The organism is Citrobacter sp. wls717 (assembly GCF_005280955.1).
GTDB lineage: Bacteria > Pseudomonadota > Gammaproteobacteria > Enterobacterales > Enterobacteriaceae > Citrobacter > Citrobacter werkmanii.
In genome coordinates this window covers 123,334-138,505 of the sequence record NZ_SZWW01000001.1, presented here as the reverse complement: position 1 = coordinate 138,505, position 15,172 = coordinate 123,334, and the positions used below count along the sequence as shown (strand labels likewise).

14 protein-coding genes are annotated in these 15,172 nt (G+C 54.5%); 7 read left to right on the top strand and 7 right to left on the bottom strand.

Annotation, left to right across the window (positions count from 1 at the left end):
- Positions 1 to 110: 110 nt before the first annotated feature.
- The 5 genes from gmk to recG are packed head-to-tail and all read left to right on the top strand — an operon-like array spanning position 111 to position 5,975.
- Complete coding sequence (gmk, locus tag FDX09_RS00655) at positions 111 to 734, top strand: guanylate kinase (RefSeq protein WP_038635416.1); 624 nt, start codon at positions 111 to 113, stop codon at positions 732 to 734.
- A 54-nt stretch (positions 735 to 788) separates the two neighbouring features.
- Complete coding sequence (gene rpoZ, locus FDX09_RS00650) at positions 789 to 1,064, top strand: DNA-directed RNA polymerase subunit omega (protein WP_000135058.1); 276 nt, start codon at positions 789 to 791, stop codon at positions 1,062 to 1,064.
- A gap of 18 nt (positions 1,065 to 1,082) precedes the next feature.
- Entirely contained in the window at positions 1,083 to 3,194 is a 2,112-nt protein-coding gene (gene spoT, locus FDX09_RS00645; RefSeq protein ID WP_038635422.1) for a bifunctional GTP diphosphokinase/guanosine-3',5'-bis pyrophosphate 3'-pyrophosphohydrolase, read from the top strand.
- A gap of 4 nt (positions 3,195 to 3,198) precedes the next feature.
- A complete protein-coding gene (trmH, locus tag FDX09_RS00640) occupies positions 3,199 to 3,888 on the top strand; it encodes a tRNA (guanosine(18)-2'-O)-methyltransferase TrmH (protein ID WP_042311553.1) in 690 nt (229 codons plus the stop codon).
- A 5-nt stretch (positions 3,889 to 3,893) separates the two neighbouring features.
- Entirely contained in the window at positions 3,894 to 5,975 is a 2,082-nt protein-coding gene (recG, locus tag FDX09_RS00635) for an ATP-dependent DNA helicase RecG (protein ID WP_087857223.1), read from the top strand.
- A gap of 39 nt (positions 5,976 to 6,014) precedes the next feature.
- Here recG and gltS read toward each other — a convergent pair whose 3' ends face one another.
- Positions 6,015 to 7,220 (bottom strand): sodium/glutamate symporter, encoded by a 1,206-nt coding sequence (gene gltS, locus FDX09_RS00630; protein WP_137346643.1) that lies wholly within the window; start codon positions 7,218 to 7,220, stop codon positions 6,015 to 6,017.
- Between the two features lie 226 nt (positions 7,221 to 7,446).
- Here gltS and xanP point away from each other — a divergent pair, with 226 nt between their 5' ends.
- On the top strand, positions 7,447 to 8,838 hold the full coding sequence (gene xanP, locus FDX09_RS00625) for a xanthine/proton symporter XanP (RefSeq protein ID WP_038635433.1): 1,392 nt from the start codon (positions 7,447 to 7,449) through the stop codon (positions 8,836 to 8,838).
- A gap of 121 nt (positions 8,839 to 8,959) precedes the next feature.
- Positions 8,960 to 10,666, top strand: coding sequence for an AsmA family protein (locus tag FDX09_RS00620; RefSeq protein ID WP_137346642.1), 1,707 nt, complete (start codon positions 8,960 to 8,962; stop codon positions 10,664 to 10,666).
- 38 nt (positions 10,667 to 10,704) lie between these two features.
- Here the strand turns inward: FDX09_RS00620 and FDX09_RS00615 are convergent, their stop codons facing one another.
- The 6 genes from FDX09_RS00615 to FDX09_RS00590 all read right to left on the bottom strand — a co-directional run bounded on the left by FDX09_RS00615 (position 10,705) and on the right by FDX09_RS00590 (position 15,164).
- Positions 10,705 to 11,382: a D-lyxose/D-mannose family sugar isomerase gene (locus tag FDX09_RS00615; protein ID WP_137346641.1), complete on the bottom strand. Its 678-nt coding sequence runs from the start codon at positions 11,380 to 11,382 to the stop codon at positions 10,705 to 10,707.
- 49 nt (positions 11,383 to 11,431) lie between these two features.
- Entirely contained in the window at positions 11,432 to 12,292 is an 861-nt protein-coding gene (locus tag FDX09_RS00610; protein ID WP_006687642.1) for a ketose-bisphosphate aldolase, read from the bottom strand.
- Between the two features lie 80 nt (positions 12,293 to 12,372).
- Complete coding sequence (locus FDX09_RS00605) at positions 12,373 to 13,224, bottom strand: class II fructose-bisphosphate aldolase (RefSeq protein WP_137346640.1); 852 nt, start codon at positions 13,222 to 13,224, stop codon at positions 12,373 to 12,375.
- An 11-nt stretch (positions 13,225 to 13,235) separates the two neighbouring features.
- Positions 13,236 to 14,327 (bottom strand): PTS fructose transporter subunit IIC, encoded by a 1,092-nt coding sequence (locus FDX09_RS00600; RefSeq protein WP_006687644.1) that lies wholly within the window; start codon positions 14,325 to 14,327, stop codon positions 13,236 to 13,238.
- Between the two features lie 26 nt (positions 14,328 to 14,353).
- Positions 14,354 to 14,674: a PTS fructose transporter subunit IIB gene (locus FDX09_RS00595; protein ID WP_006687645.1), complete on the bottom strand. Its 321-nt coding sequence runs from the start codon at positions 14,672 to 14,674 to the stop codon at positions 14,354 to 14,356.
- A gap of 19 nt (positions 14,675 to 14,693) precedes the next feature.
- Positions 14,694 to 15,164, bottom strand: a complete 471-nt coding sequence (locus FDX09_RS00590) for a fructose PTS transporter subunit IIA (protein ID WP_003024008.1) — start codon at positions 15,162 to 15,164, stop codon at positions 14,694 to 14,696.
- Positions 15,165 to 15,172: the final 8 nt, after the last annotated feature.

Sequence of the window (15,172 nt, the reverse complement as noted above, 5' to 3'; positions counted from 1 at the left end):
GCAATAAACATGCGCAAAAAGTGTGACAAAGGCTACGTCACATAGCGGCTACGTGTATAATAAGCCCGTATGTAGGCTCTCTTTCGACAATCACATACATTAAGATACTCATGGCTCAAGGCACGCTTTATATTGTTTCTGCCCCCAGTGGCGCGGGTAAATCCAGCCTGATTCAGGCTTTATTAAAGACCCAACCGTTGTATGACACCCAGGTTTCTGTTTCACACACCACGCGCGCGCCGCGCCCGGGGGAAGTGCATGGTGAACACTATTTCTTTGTGAACCATGACGAATTCAGAGCCATGATTGGCAGAGACGCGTTTCTGGAACACGCTGAGGTTTTCGGTAATTACTACGGCACTTCGCGTGAGGCCATTGAGCAAGTATTAGCATCCGGCGTAGACGTCTTTTTAGATATCGACTGGCAAGGTGCGCAGCAAATTCGTGAAAAAATGCCGCATGCGCGCAGTATTTTTATTTTGCCGCCCTCTAAGATTGAGCTGGACCGCCGTCTTCGTGGTCGAGGTCAGGATAGCGAAGACGTGATCGCAAAACGTATGGCGCAAGCTGTTGCAGAAATGAGCCATTACGCCGAATATGATTATCTTATTGTGAACGATGATTTCGATACCGCCCTGGGCGATTTGAAAACCATCATTCGCGCCGAACGTCTGCGCATGAGCCGCCAAAAGCAGCGTCATGACGCTTTAATCAGCAAACTGTTGGCAGACTGAACCCACATTCAGTATCATGCCCAGTCATTTCTTCACCTGTGGAGCATTTTAAGTATGGCACGCGTAACTGTTCAGGACGCTGTAGAGAAAATTGGTAACCGTTTTGACCTGGTACTGGTCGCCGCGCGTCGCGCTCGTCAGATGCAGGTAGGCGGAAAGGATCCGCTCGTACCGGAAGAAAACGATAAAACTACCGTTATCGCGCTGCGCGAAATCGAAGAAGGTCTGATCAACAACCAGATCCTCGACGTACGTGAGCGCCAGGAACAGCAAGAGCAGGAAGCCGCTGAATTACAAGCCGTTACCGCTATTGCTGAAGGTCGTCGTTAATCACAAAGCGGGTCGCCCTTGTATCTGTTTGAAAGCCTGAATCAGCTGATTCAAAACTACCTGCCGGAAGACCAGATTAAGCGTCTTCGGCAGGCGTATCTCGTTGCACGTGACGCTCACGAGGGCCAGACACGTTCAAGCGGTGAACCTTATATCACGCACCCGGTAGCGGTAGCCTGCATTCTGGCCGAGATGAAACTCGACTACGAAACGCTGATGGCTGCGCTGCTGCATGACGTGATTGAAGATACCCCAGCCACCTACCAGGACATGGAACAGCTTTTTGGTAAAAGCGTTGCAGAACTGGTAGAAGGGGTATCTAAGCTTGATAAGCTTAAGTTTCGCGATAAGAAAGAGGCGCAAGCTGAAAACTTTCGCAAGATGATTATGGCGATGGTGCAGGATATCCGCGTCATTCTCATCAAACTTGCCGACCGTACCCACAATATGCGCACGCTGGGCTCATTACGCCCCGATAAGCGCCGCCGCATCGCCCGTGAAACCCTCGAAATCTACAGTCCGCTGGCGCATCGTTTAGGTATTCATCACATTAAAACCGAGCTGGAAGAGCTGGGTTTTGAAGCGCTGTACCCGAACCGCTATCGCGTGATTAAAGAAGTGGTAAAAGCCGCCCGCGGCAACCGCAAAGAGATGATTCAAAAAATCCTCTCGGAGATCGAAGGGCGTTTGCAGGAAGCAGGCATTCCGTGTCGCGTAAGCGGTCGCGAGAAACACCTGTACTCGATCTACTGCAAAATGGTGCTCAAAGAGCAGCGTTTTCATTCGATCATGGACATTTACGCTTTCCGCGTCATCGTTCATGACTCCGATACCTGCTATCGCGTACTCGGCCAGATGCACAGCCTGTACAAACCGCGTCCAGGTCGCGTGAAAGACTATATCGCCATTCCCAAAGCGAACGGATATCAGTCTTTGCATACCTCAATGATCGGCCCGCACGGCGTGCCTGTTGAAGTACAAATTCGTACCGAAGACATGGACCAGATGGCGGAGATGGGGGTCGCGGCACACTGGGCGTACAAAGAGCATGGCGAAACCAGCACCACGGCACAAATCCGCGCACAACGCTGGATGCAAAGCCTGCTGGAATTGCAGCAAAGCGCCGGTAGCTCGTTTGAATTTATTGAAAGCGTTAAATCTGATCTCTTCCCGGATGAGATTTATGTTTTCACACCGGAAGGGCGCATTGTCGAGCTGCCTGCCGGTGCGACACCTGTCGACTTCGCCTACGCGGTACATACCGATATCGGTCATGCCTGCGTTGGCGCACGTGTCGACAGACAGCCTTATCCGCTTTCCCAACCGCTGTTTAGCGGTCAGACCGTTGAAATCATTACCGCGCCGGGCGCCCGGCCGAATGCGGCATGGCTCAACTTCGTCGTCAGCTCGAAAGCACGAGCAAAAATTCGCCAACTGCTGAAAAACCTTAAGCGCGATGATTCCGTCAGTCTGGGGCGTCGACTGCTTAACCATGCCCTGGGTGGTAGCCGTAAACTGGCTGAAATCCCGCAGGAAAGTATCCAGCGTGAGCTTGAGCGTATGAAGCTCGCTACGCTTGACGATCTGTTAGCGGAAATCGGTCTGGGCAACGCCATGAGCGTGGTGGTAGCGAAAAACCTTCAGCAGGGCGAAGCATCGGCGAACGTTCCTGCGCAATCTGGTCATGGTCATTTGCCGATCAAAGGCGCAGACGGCGTACTGATCACCTTTGCCAAATGCTGTCGTCCAATTCCTGGCGATCCGATCATTGCCCACGTCAGTCCGGGTAAAGGTCTGGTGATTCACCATGAGTCCTGCCGTAACATTCGTGGCTACCAGAAAGAGCCAGAGAAATTTATGGCGGTGGAATGGGATAAAGAGACAGAGCAGGAATTCATCACCGAAATTAAGGTGGACATGTTTAACCACCAGGGTGCTCTGGCGAACCTGACGGCGGCAATCAACACGACGACCTCCAATATTCAAAGTCTGAATACTGAAGAGAAAGACGGTCGTGTTTATAGCGCCTTTATTCGCCTGACCGCTCGCGATCGCGTGCATCTGGCGAATATTATGCGCAAAATCCGCGTCATGCCGGACGTGATTAAAGTCACCCGCAACCGAAACTAGAGATATGAACTCAAAACGCTATGAGCGCATTTGCGAAATGCTTGCCAGGCGTCAGCCCGATCTGACCGTCTGCATGGAGCAGGTCCATAAACCTCATAACGTTTCTGCGATCATTCGTACCGCAGACGCAGTCGGCGTACACGAAGTCCACGCCGTCTGGCCGGGTAGTCGTATGCGTACCATGGCCTCTTCTGCCGCGGGCAGTAACAGTTGGGTGCAGGTTAAAACCCACCCGACCATTAGCGATGCGGTTACGCAGTTAAAAAGCCAGGGCATGCAGGTTCTGGCGACCCACCTCTCTGATAAAGCCGTCGATTTCCGCGAGATTGATTACACGCGACCGACCTGCATCCTGATGGGCCAGGAAAAAACCGGCATTACTCAGGAAGCACTCGCTCTGGCGGACCAGGACATCATCATTCCGATGATTGGCATGGTGCAGTCACTGAACGTTTCAGTTGCCTCTGCGCTGATTCTGTACGAAGCACAGCGTCAGCGACAAAATGCTGGCATGTACCGACGAGAAAACAGCATGTTGCCGGAAGATGAACAGCAGCGCTTGCTGTTTGAAGGCGGTTATCCGGTGCTGGCGAATGTCGCTAAGCGCAAAGGACTTCCCTACCCTCACGTAAACACGCAGGGCGAAATTGAAGCCGATGCAACGTGGTGGGCCACTATGCAGTCTGCGAAATAATCGCGATGAAAGGCCGTTTACTGGATGCCATCCCGCTCAACTCTCTGACGGGCGTTGGCGCAGCACAAAGCAGTAAACTGGCGAAAATTGGCTTGCACACCGTGCAGGACCTCCTGCTCCACCTCCCTCTGCGCTACGAAGACCGTACTCATCTGTACCCCATTGGCGAACTGCTGCCGGGCGTCTATGCCACCGTTGAAGGCGAAGTGCTGAACTGCAATATCACTTTTGGTGGCCGCCGGATGATGACCTGCCAGATAAGCGATGGCTCCGGCATTCTCACTATGCGCTTCTTCAACTTCAGCGCAGCAATGAAAAACAGCCTCGCCACCGGGCGTCGGGTACTGGCCTATGGCGAGGCGAAACGTGGCAAGTACGGCGCAGAAATGATCCACCCGGAATACCGCGTACAGGGCGATCTCAGCACGCCGGAACTGCAGGAAACGCTCACGCCGGTGTATCCGACCACGGAAGGCGTTAAGCAGGCAACGCTGCGCAAGTTGACCGATCAGGCGCTGGATCTGCTCGATACCTGCGCCATTGCCGAGTTGCTCCCTCCGGAGTTACTACAAGGCATGATGAGCCTGCCGGAAGCGTTGCGCACATTACACCGTCCGCCGCCGACGTTACAGCTTAGCGACCTTGAAACCGGACAACACCCGGCTCAGCGACGCCTGATTCTGGAAGAACTCCTGGCGCACAATCTCAGCATGCTGGCGCTTCGCGCCGGGGCGCAACGTTTTCACGCCCAACCGCTGAGCCCTGACAATCGGCTGAAAGATCAACTGCTGGCGGCGCTCCCCTTTAAACCAACCGGCGCACAGGCCCGGGTCACTGCCGAAATTGAACGCGATATGGCGCTGGATGTCCCAATGATGCGCCTGGTGCAGGGCGATGTCGGTTCCGGTAAAACGCTGGTTGCAGCACTTGCCGCCCTGCGTGCGATTGCGCATGGTAAGCAGGTGGCGCTGATGGCCCCCACTGAATTACTGGCTGAACAGCACGCAAATAATTTCCGCAACTGGTTCGAACCTTTGGGCGTTGAAGTGGGTTGGCTGGCGGGTAAGCAAAAAGGTAAAGCACGCCAGGCACAGCAGGAAGCCATCACCAGCGGTCAGGTGCAGATGATTGTCGGCACACACGCAATTTTCCAGGAACAAGTTCAGTTCAACGGGCTGGCGCTGGTGATTATCGACGAACAGCACCGTTTTGGCGTGCATCAGCGTCTGGCGCTGTGGGAGAAAGGCCAGCAGCAGGGTTTCCACCCACACCAGCTCATTATGACCGCCACCCCGATCCCGCGTACGCTGGCCATGACCGCCTATGCCGATCTCGACACGTCTGTCATTGACGAACTGCCGCCGGGGCGTACGCCGGTCACCACAGTGGCGATTCCCGACACCCGCCGTAGCGATATCATTGACCGTGTGCGCAACGCCTGCACCCACGAAGGGCGTCAGGCGTACTGGGTTTGTACACTAATCGAAGAGTCTGATTTATTAGAAGCGCAGGCGGCAGAAGCCACGTGGGAAGAACTTAAGCTTGCCTTACCAGAGCTGAATATTGGCCTGGTGCATGGGCGCATGAAGCCCGCCGAGAAGCAGTCGGTGATGGCCGCCTTTAAGCAGGGTGAATTACATCTGCTGGTCGCCACCACGGTGATTGAAGTGGGTGTGGACGTGCCGAACGCCAGCCTGATGATCATTGAAAACCCGGAGCGATTAGGCCTGGCGCAGTTGCACCAGTTGCGTGGCCGCGTAGGCCGCGGCGCCGTGGCTTCCCACTGCGTCCTGCTCTACAAATCGCCGCTGTCAAAAACGGCGCAGAAACGCCTGCAGGTTCTGCGGGACAGCAATGACGGGTTCGTGATTGCACAAAAAGATTTAGAGATCCGCGGACCCGGCGAGCTGTTAGGTACGCGCCAGACCGGAACGGCAGAATTCAAAGTAGCGGATTTATTGCGCGATCAGGCCATGATTCCGGAAGTTCAGCGTATAGCCCGCCATATTCACGAACGTTATCCGCAACAGGCTGCCGCGCTGATAGAGCGCTGGATGCCGGAAACCGAACGTTACTCCAACGCATAATCGATTTATCGCGGCGGATGTTACTCCGCCGCACAGCCGTTATTGCGCAAAAATCGGCAGCAGCAGATACAGCTTAATCACTAACGCGTTGACGATATCGATAAAGAACGCCCCCACCATCGGCACCACCAGAAACGCCATATGGGATGGCCCGAAACGTTCGGTAATTGCCTGCATGTTAGCAATCGCCGTTGGCGTCGCGCCGAGCCCAAAACCGCAGTGGCCGGCTGCCAGTACAGCGGCATCGTAGTTTTTGCCCATCATGCGCCAGGTAACAAATACCGCGTACAACGCCATAAAAATCGTCTGCACAACCAGTATCGCCAGCATCGGCAGCGCCAGAGATGCCAGCTCCCACAGTTTCAGGCTCATCAGCGCCATCGCCAGGAACAGCGACAGGCTCACGTTGCCCAGCACTGAAACCGCCCGTTCGAACACCCGATAAAAGCCCATGAGCGCCAGGCCATTACTGAGGATCACACCAACAAACAGCACGCAGACGAAGGTCGGCAGTTCGAGCACCGTTCCGACCAGCATTTGCGCAACGATTTTACCTACCGTCAGACAGATAGCGATCAGCGCGATAGTTTCAATCAGCACCAGCGAGGTGATTATGCGTCCAACGTCCGGCTTTTCAAACGCGGTCGGTACAGCCTGATCGTCCGGCATACCGTCAGGCGTGGTGGAGTGTTTAACCAGATAGCGCGCCACCGGGCCGCCAATCAGCCCCCCCAACACCAGACCAAAGGTTGCGCAAGCCATTGCAACTTCAGTCGCATTGGTAAAACCGTAGCGCTCAATAAACAACTTGCTCCACGCAGCCCCGGTTCCGTGTCCGCCAGAGAGCGTGATCGAACCGGCAATCAGGCCCATCAACGGATCCAGGCCCAGCAGGCTCGCCATACCGATACCGATGGCGTTCTGCATCAACAGCAGTCCCACAACGACAATCAGAAAAACACCCACCACGCGGCCACCGGCGCGCAGGCTGGCGATATTAGCGTTCAGGCCGATGGTAGCGAAGAACGCCAGCATCAGCGGATCGCGCAGGGTCATATCGAAGTTTACTTCCCAGCCCATGCTTTTTTTCAGCACCAGCAACGCAATCGCCACCAGCAATCCACCGGCTACAGGTTCGGGAATGGTGTATTTTTTCAGGAAGGAGACAGACTGGACGAGCTTACGTCCCAGCAGCAATACAAGGGTTGCCGCAACCAGAGTAGATAACGTATCGAGATAAAACATTTACAGCTCCATTAGTGCGTTTAGCACAATCACGCACGATGCATTCCAGACCGATTTTTTAGCTCTTATTGAGTTTTCGGGGTGGATTTTAAGCAGAAAATGATGAAAAGTTATATAAAAAAGTTTGTTTATCCGTTTTAAATATTAAGAATAACTGCTGGCAAACGTTTGCTTTTCCGCCCTGGTCAGATAAAATCACCGCTTTTCCACCATGGGATTGCCTCTGATGTCCGTTAACGCCGTAGAGTCAACAAATGCGCAACCGGTTGCGCAGACTCACAACAGTGAACTGATTTACCGTCTTGAAGATCGCCCCCCGTTAGCCCAGACCCTGTTTGCCGCCTGTCAGCACCTGCTGGCCATGTTCGTCGCGGTGATCACCCCGGCGCTGTTAATTTGCCAGGCGCTCGGTTTGCCGGCTCAGGATACTCAACACATTATCAGTATGTCGCTGTTCGCTTCCGGCGTAGCTTCTATCATTCAGATCAAAGCCTGGGGGCCGGTTGGTTCCGGGCTGTTATCTATTCAGGGCACCAGCTTTAATTTTGTTGCGCCGCTGATTATGGGTGGCACGGCGCTAAAAACCGGTGGCGCAGATGTCCCAACCATGATGGCGGCCCTGTTTGGTACGCTGATGTTAGCGAGCTGCACTGAAATGGTTATCTCGCGTGTACTGCACCTGGCGCGGCGTATTATTACCCCGTTGGTCTCAGGCGTGGTGGTGATGATTATCGGCCTGTCGCTGATTCAGGTGGGTCTGACGTCGATTGGCGGTGGTTATGCCGCAATGAGCGATAACACCTTTGGCGCACCGAAGAATTTACTGCTGGCTGGCGTTGTGCTGGCGCTGATCATCCTGCTTAACCGCCAACGCAACCCGTACCTGCGCGTTGCGTCCCTGGTGATTGCGATGGCGGCAGGCTACCTGCTGGCATGGTTTATGGACATGCTGCCGCAAAATACCGCACCGGTAAGCCAGGACCTGATCATGGTGCCAACGCCGCTGTATTATGGCCTCGGTATCGACTGGAGCTTACTGCTGCCGCTGATGCTGGTCTTTATGATTACGTCGCTGGAAACCATCGGTGATATTACGGCGACCTCCGATGTTTCCGAACAGCCGGTTTCTGGTCCGCTGTATATGAAACGCCTGAAAGGCGGCGTGCTGGCGAACGGTCTAAACTCGTTTGTTTCCGCCGTGTTCAATACCTTCCCGAACTCTTGTTTTGGTCAGAACAATGGGGTCATTCAGTTAACGGGCGTAGCCAGTCGTTACGTCGGTTTTGTGGTGGCACTGATGCTGATAGCATTGGGCCTGTTCCCGGCAGTTAGCGGTTTTGTACAGCATATTCCTGAACCGGTATTGGGCGGCGCAACCTTGGTAATGTTCGGTACTATCGCCGCATCTGGCGTGCGTATTGTCTCTCGCGAGCCGCTGAACCGCCGCGCTATTTTAATTATTGCGCTGTCGCTGGCCGTTGGCCTGGGCGTCTCCCAGCAGCCGCTGATTCTGCAATTTGCCCCGGATTGGGTGAAAAATCTGCTCTCCTCAGGCATTGCCGCAGGCGGTATCACCGCTATCGTTCTGAATCTGGTGTTCCCACCAGAGAAGCAATAAGCAAAATGCGGCGTTGGTTCTGAATCAACGCCGCTGTAACGCTCTTTCACCATTCCTGCCTTGAGCATTGCCTCTAAATCGTGCATAACTTGACTATGTGCACTTCGCGGGATGGAAGACCATGAAATTTATTGGAAAGCTGCTTCTTTACGTGCTGATCGCCTGTGCAGTGGCGATTCTCGGCCTTTATTTTCTACTGCAAACCCGTTGGGGCGCAGAGCACGTCAGCGCCTGGGTCTCAGAGAACAGCAGCTATCATCTGGCATTTGATGCTATCGATCACCGGTTTTCTTCCCCTTCCCATATTCTGCTGGAAAACGTCACCTTTGGTCGCGATGGTCAGCCCGCAACGCTGGTCGCTAAAACGGTCGATATTGGGCTGAGCAGTCGCCAAATCACCGACCCGCGGCACGTAGACACTATCCTCTTGCAAAACGGCACGCTGAATCTTTCCCAGCAAACCGCACCGCTACCGTTCCAGGCCGATCGCCTGCAGTTACAGGATATGGCGCTCAACAGCCCCGGTAGCGAGTGGAACCTGAGCGCCCAGCGCGTGAACGGCGGCGTGATTCCCTGGAGCCCTGAGGCAGGTAAAATTCTCGGCAGCAAAGCACAAATTCAGCTCAGCGCCAGCTCATTGACGCTGAACGATGTCCCAACCACCAACGTATTGATTGAAGGCAGCATTGACCATGGTCGGGTGACGCTAAGTAATATTGGCGCAGACGTCGCGCGTGGCGCATTAACCGGCGTGGCGCAGCGCAATACCGACGGTAGCTGGGTGGTAGAGAATCTGCGCCTGAACGATATCCGGCTGCAAAGTGACAAATCGCTGGCCGACTTTTTTGCGCCGCTAACCACTATTCCATCCTTGCAAATTGGTCGTCTGGAAGTGACGGATGCCCGTCTGCAAGGTCCTGACTGGGCGGTCACGGACCTTGATCTGAGCTTGCGCAACATGACGTTTAGCAAAGATGACTGGCAAACACAGGAAGGAAAACTGTCGATGAACGCCAGCGAGTTTATCTACGGTTCACTGCATTTCTTCGATCCGATTCTGAACGCCGAGTTCTCGCCGCAGGGCATTGCGCTGCGCCAGTTCACGACCCGCTGGGAAGGGGGAATGCTCAGAACATCCGGAAACTGGATGCGTAACAACAAAGCGCTGGTTCTCGACGATGCCGCGATTGCCGGCCTGGAATATACGCTACCGGAAAACTGGAAACAGCTATGGATGAAGCCTCTGCCAGCCTGGCTAAACAGCCTGACGCTGAAGAAATTCAGCGCCAGCCGTAATCTGGTGATCGACATTGACCCGGCCTTCCCGTGGCAACTCACCGCACTGGACGGTTACGGCGCTAACCTCGGGCTGGTACAGAACAACCAGTGGGGGATCTGGAGCGGTAACACCACGCTCAACGCCGCTGCTGCCACCTTTAATCGCACCGACGTGCGCCGTCCTTCGCTGGCGCTAACGGCGAACGGCAGTACCATCAATATCAGTGAACTAAGCGCCTATACAGAAAAAGGGCTGCTGGAGGCCACCGCCAGCATTTCGCAACTGCCTCAGCGTCAGGCACAGGTCAGCCTGAACGGGCGCGGCGTGCCAATGACCATCCTGCAACAGTGGGGCTGGCCAGCACTGCCGCTTTCCGGCGACGGTAACATTCAACTCACCGCCAGCGGCAACATTCAGGCCGATACGCCGCTCAAGCCCACAGTCAACGGTCAGTTACATGCGGTGAATGCAGAGAAACAGCAGGTCACGCAGACCATGCAGGCGGGTGTGGTATCAGGTAGTAACGTTGCCTCACCCGTTACGCAGTGATTATTGCCCGGTGGCGCTTCGCTTACCGGGCCTACCGCTCATAAACGCTTATATTCACTGCATAACAACCACTTCACCGGCTCGTCTTCTTCTATCGTCGGGAAACGACCGCCCGGTTCAAGGAAGTGATTGTCATGCTGGTCGTCATTGACCATCGAGATTTCCCAGCCCAGAACAAAGGCTTTCTCAGCCCAGAAACGATGATACAGTCGCGGCGGCAGACACACACCCTGCCCCGGTTTTAGCACCAACGTATCACCGGATTTAACGGTACGCCGCTGACCATCGACGCTAACCTCAACAATGCGCCGGGTGTCATACCCGTCATCGGGCGTGGACCACGCCAGCTGCATACACAAATCACCGCCGCCGCGGTTAACGATATCTTCCATCTTATGGCGATGAAAATGCCACGGTGTTTGTTGTTCCTGCTGAATTTGCAGCATCTTTTCGGCATACGGTTTGGGGTAATCGGCTGACCCCATCAGACCATTGCGCAATGTCAGTAACGTCAGCCCGGTTTGCGCAAAATCCCTGCGTCCAAAGTCGGTAACGTCCCAGCCCAGTTGGAGATCGCGCACTTCACGCCACAAAGAGTGGTCCTGTTGTCGCCAGGCGTCGACCGTTAAATACGCAAAATCAGGCAGACAGACCCGAAAGGTCTCGGCGATGGCATGCGCTTTATCGATGACATAATTAATATGTGAACGCTTCATTGCACTTTTCCTTGTTGCGAAAGAGGCGGGTCACCCCGCCTGCATGCCGTTAGTAAAGTGACGCTTTGCCGGTTGAGCCAAACAGTTTCATTTTGTGGCGAATCACGTCCCGCGCGGCGCTGATGGCTTCCGGGTAGATGACGTTCGGGTCCCACCAGGTCTCTTTTGCCAGGATTTCGCGGACTTTCTGGAAGTAGGCATATTTCATATCGCTGGAAATGTTGATTTTGCCCACGCCGAGCGTAACGGATTCAGCGATTTCCGCATCCGGATTCGCGGAACCTCCGTGCAGCACCAGCGGAATGTCCACCCGCCCGGCGATATCGCGCAGGATGTTCATTTGCAGCTCTGGCTGCATCCCTTTCGGGTAGATCCCGTGCGCGGTACCAATCGCCACTGCCAGCGTATCGGCCCCGGTACGGGCGATAAAATCCTGCGCCTGGGCGGGATCGGTGTAAGTAACCTTCGACACGCCGCCTTCCACGGACGTTCCGGTCTGACCAATCGTACCCAGCTCACCTTCAACCGAAACGCCTACCGCATGCGCCAGCTTGACCACTTCACGGGTCAACGCCACGTTCTCTTCATACGGCAGCAGCGAGCCATCAATCATCACCGAGGTAAATCCACACTGAATTGCCCGCAGGACATGCTCTACCGAAGCGCCGTGATCCAGATGCAAAGTAAAGGGGACCGGGCTACGCAGGGTGATATCTCGCACATAGCTAAAGAACGCATCGCCGAGGAAATCATGTTCGCTGGGGTGAATGGAGATAATCGCTGGGGTGTTGGTCGCTTCCGCTTCTTCCACCACCGCACGCACAAAGCAGCTATCTGCTACGTTGAATGCGCCGATGGCAAAACCGTGCTGACGGGTCGGTTGCAGTAATTCTTTCATCGAAACTAACATGTTAATTCTCCAGTTTCAGGGTGTAGAAAGCCCTGCCAATGCGTCATCGCAGAGGCATAAAAGGCGTTACAGAAAATGAATCAGGCCTGGTCGATAGCGCCGCTGGCCTGTAGATATGGAATAATGGCTTCCTCGCAGGCCTGCTCCATCAGGGCCAGGGCATCAACAAGTTCGCAGGATGTGTCGCGACACAAGGTGTGCAATAGCGCGGCCTTTCCGGCTTCGAAGACCGCCGCGCCAACATTAATCTTGGCGACGCCAAACGTCGGGCAACGCTGTAGCTGGTCAAACGGCGTCCCGCTACCGCCATGCAGCGCCAGCGGCACCGTTGATAAACGGGCAATTTCCTCCAGCCGTTGAAAATCAATGGCTGGCGTTACGCCCGGCGCGTACATACCGTGCGCCGTACCGACCGACACCGCCAGTAAATCAATCCCGGTCTGTTGGATAAATGGCTCCACGTCAGCGGCCTGAGTCATCAAATCAGCGTTAGCGGCATGGTCATAGCGCGGGGCGTCGGCCAGGTGGCCCAGCTCGCCTTCCACGCACAGAGAAACGCTGGCTGCGAGCTCGACCACCGCCCGGGTCTGGCGAATGTTTTCTTCCAGCGCAAAGGCGGAGGCGTCGATCATTAACCCGCTGAATCCGGCGCGAAAAGCCTGGCGAATGCGTACAGGATCCTTTCCATGATCTAACGCCAGCGCGATCGGCACCGAAGCTTCCTCTGCCAGCGCTTTGACCACCGCCACCGCTATCGGTGCCGGAAAATGGTCCAGATGCCCCTGATACAGATTCAGAATAATGGGCGCACGGTGTTTCTCTGCCACCCGCACCGCCGCACGGGCGCTTTCCAGGTTCATACAGTTGATAGCCAGCAGCGCATACCGCCCGCGCCAGGCTTTCGTCACCATGCTTTTCATATCGGCAAACATACGGCCTCCGGTTATTCCAGGGTGAAGGTGATCTCTTCGTCTTTCAGCTTTTGATCGCTGAGCTCATCAAACTCTTCGTCACGCTCGGTCACCGGTTTCTTCCACAGCGATAGCATGACGCCGCAAATCACCGTCCCGATCCCCAGCGCCAGGCAAAACAGCAGCGGATGCGTAAAGAGTGGAACCACAAACATGCCGCCGTGCGGTACCGGGCTTTCGACGCCCCATACCATAATCAGGCCACCCGCTATCGCCGAGGCCACCACGCAGGAGCCCACCACGCGCAGCAGATCACGCGCCGCAATCGGAATAACCCCTTCGGTTATCATGCAGATCCCCATCGGGAATGCCGCTTTCAGCGCCTCACGTTCCGCACGGGTGTACTTGTGACGCGTGAGCAGGAAGGAGAGCGTAATGCCGAACGGAGGGATTATCGAACCGACAAACTTCACCGCTTCGGGGCCATACACGCCGCTGACCAGCATGCCGTCAGCGAACAGTGACATGGTTTTATTCACCGGACCGCCGAAGTCGAATGTCGCCATTGCGCCGAGAATGGCCCCCATCAGGAAGCGTGACCCGCCTTGCATGGACTCCAGCAGATGAATTAGCGCGTCCTGCAGCCAGGCTATCGGCTTGCCAATCAGCGTCATCATCAGCAACCCGCCGATGATGGTGCTCAATACGGGCAGCACCATGATGGGCATCAGACCCTGCATCGACTGCGGTAAACGGATATAGCGTTTGAGCAGCAGGACGGTATAGCCAACCAGAAAGCCGCCCAGCATCCCGCCAATAAAACCGGTATGAATTTCGCCGCAGACAAAGCCGACAATCAGACCCGGCGCAAATCCGGGGCGATCGGCAATGGAGTACGCAATCGCCGCGCTAATCAGCGGCACGATTAACCCCATCCCCCAGCCGCCAATCTGATTGAGCATCCAGGGGATAGTTCCTGTTTTTTCGCCCACGTTAGTACCGCCAAGTATTTGTCCGAGGGCAATACAGATCCCGGCGGCTACAATTAACGGGATCATCCACGAGATCCCCGTTAATAAATGTTTTTTTATTTCCTGAGATAGCGGAATTTTATTTTCACTCATGTGAAATCCCTCCAGAATGAGGATCGCTACTGGTTATTATTAACTAATGATTTTTCGACCTTTTCAAGAAACTGAATGGGCGATTTTATGACAATTTCGGTTTTTACTCGCACAATACGTTTGTTTGAGAAGCGTTCCTCCCCTTTTATTTTGACATCGACGGCAAGAATCACGACATCCGCGGCAGAAATATCATCTGCCAGCAGTTCGTTTTCCGTACCGATGGTGCCCTGGGTTTCAACTTTTATATTATGCCCAAGCGCTTTAGCACCTTTTATTAATTTTTCACGGGCAATATAGGTGTGCGCAATACCCGCCGTACAGGCGGCAACACAAACAATATTCATAACATGCTCCACATTTTATTTAGCAGACGTTGGATTCAGCATATTGGCTAAACAGCTCAATAATTTTCTGTGGACTACTTTCAACTAAGAGTTGTTCAATAATGTCATCATCCGCTAGCGCGCCGGCAACCTGCGAGAGCAGACGAATATGAGTAGTGTTTTGATCTTCAAGACGTACGGCAAACAGAATGATGCAGCGCACATTGCTGCCGTCCAGGGTTTCCCAGGGAATATCCTGACGGGTACGACCAATCGCCAGGGTGGTATTAACCACCGCCGAGGATTTCCCGTGGGGGATCGCAATATGATTTTCGAAGCCGGTCGAGCCTTCGGATTCACGCTGCCAGACATCCTGAATAAACGTTTCCCGGCAGCTAATTGCCCCATCCTTTTGCAGAATATCAGTAAGTTCCTCAATAGCCTCCGTTTTGTTCGTAGCCTTCATATCCAAAATAACGCGATTTGTATTGAGAATTTTCGTGATGTCCATCAATCATA